The 7,244-nt window shown below is 69.9% G+C and carries 5 protein-coding genes; all 5 read left to right on the top strand.

Features of this window, described 5'->3' with window-relative positions:
* The coding region (locus tag VKA86_04655) for a hypothetical protein (protein ID HKK70485.1) at nucleotides 1-788 on the top strand (788 nt) is incomplete at its 5' end.
* 90 nt (nucleotides 789-878) lie between these two features.
* On the top strand, nucleotides 879-2,339 hold the full coding sequence (locus tag VKA86_04650) for an MBL fold metallo-hydrolase (GenBank protein HKK70484.1): 1,461 nt from the start codon (nucleotides 879-881) through the stop codon (nucleotides 2,337-2,339).
* A 68-nt stretch (nucleotides 2,340-2,407) separates the two neighbouring features.
* The gene (locus VKA86_04645; GenBank protein HKK70483.1) at nucleotides 2,408-4,201 is read left to right on the top strand and encodes an aminopeptidase P family protein; all 1,794 of its coding nucleotides are present in this window, start codon (nucleotides 2,408-2,410) and stop codon (nucleotides 4,199-4,201) included.
* A gap of 101 nt (nucleotides 4,202-4,302) precedes the next feature.
* Entirely contained in the window at nucleotides 4,303-4,818 is a 516-nt protein-coding gene (locus VKA86_04640) for a hypothetical protein (protein ID HKK70482.1), read from the top strand.
* An 80-nt stretch (nucleotides 4,819-4,898) separates the two neighbouring features.
* On the top strand, nucleotides 4,899-7,244 hold a 2,346-nt coding region (locus VKA86_04635; protein HKK70481.1), incomplete at its 3' end, for a hypothetical protein.

The following is a 7,244-nucleotide window of genomic DNA, read 5'->3' as shown; positions in this document are numbered from 1 at the left end:
CCCCGTCGGGCGGGATCCCATCGGGAGTGCGGATCGGAGGGATCCTGTTGGTGGTGCTCGGCCTCGGTGCCGGTGCCTGGTTCGCGCTGGGCGGATCGGTCTTCGGCGGCTCGCCCGATTCGCGGACGGTCGTCGACGTGGATCCCCTCGAGGTGGGGGTCCGCGCCGATCTGGCGACCTATGTGGACGATCAGTTCGCGAGGATCGACGAGCACCGCTCGACGCAGCCACCGCGCTTCGAGTTCCGGCAGACCCTGAGCCGTCGCCGGGCCGGATTCGAACGCCAGCTCGAGTCGACCCTGCAGGCGACGGCGCGCGCGCTCGACGGGGCGATCGCCGGGGTGCTCGCTTCACCCGACGCGCGCGACTCGACGGTCGCGGAGCTCCTGCGGGCCGAGGCCCGCGCCGTGAACGATCTCGTGCCCCGGCTGCGGCGCCTGCATGCGGGACTGGCCGCGGGCCGTCCCGAACTGCTGCGTCGGTCGGGGGCGGGGTCCGACCTGCCCTCGTCGGCCGCCGATTCGACCCTTGCCTGGGCAGAAGCGCTGACCGCGTGGGCCGGGTGGTTCGAGCAGCCCGGGTCGAACGACGTTCCTCCGTCGACGCCGACCGATGGTTTCGTTGTTCTGGCGGCCTCGTTGGAGGCGTCGGACGAGCTCTCGGACGCGCGGGCGCGGGAACGCCTGGTGGAGATCTGGGGCGCTCTGCCCGTGACGCTCCGCGATCCGTCTGCAGAGGTCACCGGGGACGTACCGGCATCGGACGAGGGCGCGGGGAACGCCCGCTGACGGATCCGCGCGGCGGGATGCGTGATCGCCGCGCCGGTGCGATCGTGCACGGGAGCGCTTCCGGTCGCCTTCCCGTTCCGTCCCGGACCCATGCACCGTGAACCCGTTGCCGCAAGTGCCCTGATCCTGCGCCGCGCGCCGGACGACGACCGGCTGTTCATGGCCCGCCGTGCGCGGGGCATGCGCTTCTTCGGATCGGTGTACGCCTTCGTCGGCGGCCGCGTCGACGACGCCGATCGCCGCCTGGGCGGCGACGACCGGACCACGGTGCTCCGCTCGGCCCTCGTCCGCGAGATGTGCGAGGAACTGGGTCTGGACCTCCGCTCCGGGCGTCGGAGGCCGGTGGATCCCGCGTGGCGTCGCGCCCTGATCGACGGGCGCGTGGACTGGAGCGAGGAGTGCACGGTCTCCGAACTCGAGGACGTGGGCGATCCCGTCCTGCGCCTGGTCACGCCTGCGTTCTATCCCCGCCGTTTCGACACCCGGTTCTTCCTCGGCACGCTCGGCGAACGCGCGATGGGGGACCTGCAGCCCGAGGAGCTCGAAGACTCCGACTGGGACACGGCGCACGGATGGCTCGAACGCTTCGATCGGGGTCACGTGGCCCTGGCGCCACCCAACGTCCTCACTCTTCGCGCGATCCGCGGTCTACCCTTCGAGGCCTGGCCCGACGCCCTCACGGCCCTGCAACGCGAGATCGACGGACCGGCGCCGCAGCCGATCTGGAACAACCCGGCCGTGCAACTGCTGGCGCTGCGCACGCCCACCCTGCCGCCGGCCGAGCACACGAACACCTACGTGGTCGGGCGGGACCCGGCCTACGTGATCGATCCCGCGACTCCTCACGCCGACGAACAGCACGCGCTCGCCCTCGCGCTGCGCCGGGCACGGGACGAGGGCCGGCGGCTGCGCGCGGTCCTGCTCACCCACCATCATCCCGACCATGTCGGAGCGGTGCCCTTCGTCCGCCACACCTTCGATCTGCCCGTGTGGGCGCACGCCGAAACCGCGGCCCGCGTGGACTTCGCGGTCGACCGGACACTCGCCGACGGTGAACGGCTCGAGCTCGGGCACGGACCCGACGGTCGCGGTGACTGGTGGCTGGAGTGTCACTTCACGCCCGGCCACGCACCGGGTCACCTCTGTTTCTTCGAGGATCGCTACGGGTCGTTGATCGCCGGTGACATGGTGAGCACGGTGTCGTCGATCCTGATCGATCCCGCCGACGGGAATCTGGATTCGTACATGAGCGGTCTCGAGCGCCTCGCGGAGCTCGACGTACAGGTCGTCTTCCCCGCGCACGGTCCGGCCGACGCGCGGGGGACGAAGGTCCTGGCCGATCAGATCGCGCACCGACGCGAGCGGGAACGGGCCGTGCTCGAGGCGGTGGTCCAGGGCGCCCGCACCGTCGACACCATCACCCGACGGGTCTACGTCGACGTGCCCGACTCCATGCACGAGCTCGCTGCGCGCAGTGTGCAGTCGATCCTCGCCTCCCTGGAACGCAGGCAGCGCATCCGATCGCGGGGCGACGAAGTCCTCCCCGCGTGAGCGTGCTTGTTGCGGCTGCGGCCGCCCGATAGACTCCGCCGGCACCCACCACCGGGAGGAGTCGGTCCATGGAGATCCGTGAACGCATCGAGGCCGTGCGCGAGCAGATGCGCGCGAAGGGGATCGACGCCTATCTGGTGCCCGGCACCGATCCGCACCACAGCGAGTACCTGCCCGATCACTGGAAGCGACGCGACTTCGTCACCGGCTTCACCGGATCGGCGGGCGATGCGGTGATCACGCTCGACGGCGCGGGTCTGTGGACCGACGGCCGCTATTTCCTGCAGGCCGAACGGCAACTGCGCGGCACCGGCGTGCACCTGTTCCGCATGGGAATGCCCGGAGTGCCATCGATCCAGCGTTTCCTGGTGGGTCGTGCTTCCGACGGCGATCGGGTCGGGGTCGATCCGCGCGTGGTGTCGATGCAGCGGGCCCGGTCGCTGGGGGAGGCGCTCGCGGAACGAGGAGCACGCCTGAAGCCGATCGCGACGAACCTGATCGATCGGGTGTGGAAGTTCCAGCCCCGGCTGCCGCGCACGCCGTTGCGGGTGCAGCCCACACGCTTCGCGGGCGAGGGCCTGGCCGGCAAGCTGAAGCGCGTGCGCGCGGCGATGGTCGACGCCGACGTCGACGCGCTCGTGGTCACCGCGCTCGACGCGATCATGTGGACCACGAACCTCCGCGGCCGCGACGTCGACTTCAATCCCGTGGCCATCGCGTATCTGATCGTCGAGCGCGACGCGGCCACGCTCTTCGTCGACCCGGTGAAGGTCACGCCCGAGGTCGAGCGCCACCTGGGTCGCCACGTCGCCGTGCGTCCGTATCGCGAGACCGGGGCCGCTCTACGTGAACTCGGGCGCGCGCGGCGTCGCGTGTGGGTCGACGGCGACGGCACCAGTCGCTGGGTCGTGGATCGCCTGCGTGGGGCGTCGCTGCACGTGACCGCGAGTCCGATCGCGGCCATGAAGGCGCGCAAGAACGCCACCGAGCAGGAGGGCATGCGCGCCGCCCACGTGCGCGACGGCGTGGCCATGGTGCGCTTCCTGCGCTGGCTCGAGTCCGAGGTACGCTCGGGCGACGTCACCGAACTCACCGCGGCCGCCACGCTCGAGGCGATCCGCGCCGAGGGCGACCACTACCAGGGGCCGAGCTTCCGCACCATCAGCGGCTACGCCGAGCACGGCGCGATCATCCACTACTCCGTGGACGAGAGCACCGACGTCGTCCTGGAGCCGCGGGGGATCTACCTCGTCGACAGCGGCGCCCAGTACACCGATGGCACCACGGACATCACCCGCACGCTGTGCCTGGGCGGGCGCCCCACGGCCGCGCAGAAGGAACAGTACACCCGTGTGCTGATGGGCCACGTGGAGCTCGCGACCGCCTGCTTCCCCGCGGGCACCCGGGGCCTGCGACTCGACACGCTCGCCCGCATGCACCTGTGGCGGGCAGGGCTGGACTACCGCCACGGGACCGGTCACGGCGTGGGCGCACACCTCAACGTGCACGAAGGTCCGCAGTCGATCTCGCCGCGGTGCAGCGGCGCGGCCCTGGAGGCCGGCAACGTTCTCAGCAACGAGCCCGGCTACTACGAGGACGGCTCGCACGGGATCCGCATCGAGAACCTGGTGCTGGTGGTCGAAGACCCGGACCACTCGACCCCCCGGGAAGCCTGGCTGCGTTTCGAGACCCTCAGCCTGTGTCCGATCGACCTGCGGTTGGTGAAGCCCTCGTTGCTCTCCGACGCCCACCGCAAGTGGGTCGATGCCTACCACCGTCGCGTGCAGCGCGAACTCTCGCCGCATCTCGACCGTGCCGATCGTGCTTGGTTGAAGGAGAAGTGCCGGCGGATCGGCAGCTGATCCGGAGTCGATCCGATGTCCGGATCCCGATCCGTGGTACGTTCTACGGGACGAATCCAGGACTGCATCGCGCCCGGCACCCCCTGACCAGGTGATCGCTGATGAATCTCGCCGTACCCACCACGGTTCGTCGTTCCCCGATGATCCTTCTCGTTCTCGGTTGTCTGTTCGCGTTGCCGACTCCGGCCACGGCGGACGACGAGCGCGTGCTCGACGTCAACGCTGCCGAGATCGAGGAGATGCTCGAGGGAATCCGACCCGGAGACCCCACCCGCTACGGGCTCCTCGCGTTGCCCGAGGACGCCGTCGAAGCCCTCTCGCCCGAGATGCGCGAGATCCGCTCGGCGCTCGTCGCCGAGCAGGACCGGGTGGCGGCGCTGCGCACCCGGATCGAGACCGCTACCGCGGCCCGCGACGGGGCGGCCGTCCTCGCGTTGCAGCGCGAGGTCGAGGCGGCGCGCCGGGCGGCGGAGGTCCGGATGGTCGAGATCCAGATCCGCCACGCCCGCGAGCGCGGCGACGACACGACGGTGAAGGACCTCGAGGCCGCGCTCGAGCGCATGCGCCGCGAGGGCATCACGGGAACCCCGCAGGAGCGACGCGAGCCACCGCGCTGACGCGGTCCGGCTCGTTCCCGCTCGTCCGCGCGCCGTCGCGCGCGGTCCCGATCCATGCTCGCTGCTGCGGAGGTCCACCCGTGTCCCGTCGTCTTCTCGTGTTCGCGTCCCTGCTGCTCCTGTTCGTCCCGACCGGGGCCCGGTCCACCGTCGGACCGCCGGTCGGTTTCACCCTGGTCCACGAGCCCGCCGCCGCTCGCGCCGGCGAGGCCTATCGCGGTGTCCTGCGGGTCCGGGCGGGGCAGCCCCTCACGTTGGCCGACCTCGATCTCGCCGGGACCGGCTGGACGGTGCGCTTCGAACGCGCGATCGCCGATCTCGAACTCGGAGCCGGGGACTCGGTCGATCTGCCCTTCGTCGGTACGCCGAGCGATCCGTCCGCGCCGTTGCGCGTGACCGCGCGGATGGGCGAGCGCACCGTGGGCAAGGCCTTCGACCTGAGCCCGCGCGCCCATCGCGAGCAGGTCGAGGTGAGCGCGATGGTCGAGAACCCGCTGGGGCGCGCGATCCCACATCCCGGCGTGGTCCCGGATCCGGACCTGCGCCCCGCGCCGGCCCCGGAGCGCGCGGCGAAGGATCGCACGCCCTCACTGGCCACGATCGTCGACGAGAGCGGCGACACGGCCCTCGAGCGCTCCACCGGCGAGCTCGGCAAGCGCCGCTCGATCACCATCGAGGGACGCTTCGTCTACGCCCGCGACGACGGGCAGACACTCGGCGTGGACAACGCCACGGTCCGCGTGTTCGACGAGGACAGCACCTTCGACACGAAGCTCGCCGAGGGCCTCACCGACGCCAACGGCTACTACAGCTTCACCTTCGACTGGGATCCCTGCGCGCTGTGCGACAAGCGCCCCGACATCTACGTGGAGTTCGAGCTCGCCAACTCCGAGGTCGTCGTCGAATCGGCGGCCTTCGAGGTGAACTACCGCTTCGCGAGCGGTACCCTCGGCGACTTCGAGGGCAGCTACCACGACTTCGGGTGGCTCGGGCCCTCCGACGAGAGCCTCCAGGCCGGTCCGCACATCTTCAACCACGTCCTGCGCTCGTGGCGCTGGGTCGTGAACAACACGCCCTACGATCCGCCCTCGGTCGACGTGCAGTGGCCCGACGGCGACACCGGGGCCTTCTACCGTCCGTTCTTCGAAGAGATCCACATGTCGAGCGGACGCCAGTGGAACGAGGCCACCTGCGCCCACGAGTACGGCCATCACTTCATCCACAACTTCGCGCAGAGCCAGACGCCGGACTACTGCAACGGCATCTGCGACAGCCCCACCGACTGGTACGAGTTCTGGGACGACGGCTGCGGGCACTGCATCTGGTGCGAGGAGACCGACAACGACGCCTGGAACGAGGGCTGGCCGAACTGGCTGGCCGACGTCGTCACGCGCGACCACCTGTCGACCTACGGCTACGCGGTGATGAACGTTCGCGACATGGAGGATCCGTTGCAGTGCGACGGAAGTTACGACCCTCCGCGGATCACCGAGGGCTTCCTGGCCGCGCTGCTGCGCGACATCGAGGACGCGGACAACGAGGACCAGCCCGACTTCGACGGCGAGGACCGGATGAGCTGGGGCGCCGACGAGATCTTCACGGTGACCGTGCAGGACGATCCGCTCACGCCGGTGGATTTCCTGGCCAACTTCCTCGGCCGTTACGGAACCACGCCGGCCATCCGTGAGGCGATCTGGTTCACCGCGGCGAACAACGGCTACGAGACCGACAACGCGAAGCCGGGCGTCGTGTCGAACCTCACCTCCTCGAGCCACGACGTGAACGTGTCCTCGCCGGACAACACGATCCGGCTGACGTGGACGACGGCGACCGACGACCAGTCGGGCATCCAGGGCTACGGGATCTTCGTGTCGTCCAATGCGGCCTCGATCCCGAGTGCGATCCTCGACATCGACGACGTCACGGAGTACACCACCGACCAGCTCGTTCCGGGGACCTACTACTTCAACATCCGGGCGATGGACAACTCCGGGAAGTGGAGTGACGACTACGTCAGCGCCGGACCGTACGTCGTGCGCGAGCCCGAGCCGGCCAACCTGGTGTTCGACACGAACTCCGGCTGGGGTGCATTCGTGGTTCCCCGCACGACCGCCGACAGCGGGCCCACCTTCGTCCCCGCACCTTCCACGTTGCCCGGAAACCTCAAGGAGACCTACTGGAACAGCCGCACCGAGAACGTCGGCGAGACCTCGGTGGCGTGCTGCCCGCGGGTGAACGTGCGGATCGACGGTTTCAATGCCTTCAGCAATCCCTTCGACCCGAGCGACGTCTACGACATCATCGCCGGCCTCGGGCCGTCGACGGCCGACAACTCGCTCGACCAGGGGCCGATCTACGTCAAGGGTGGGCGCCACACCTTCGGGGCGCACATCGATTCGATCGAGGAGGTGGCCGAGACCTCGGAG

It is taken from the genome of Candidatus Krumholzibacteriia bacterium (genome assembly GCA_035268685.1).
Taxonomy (GTDB): Bacteria; Krumholzibacteriota; Krumholzibacteriia; order JAJRXK01; family JAJRXK01; genus JAJRXK01.
This window is presented reverse-complemented; position numbering and strand designations above follow the sequence as displayed.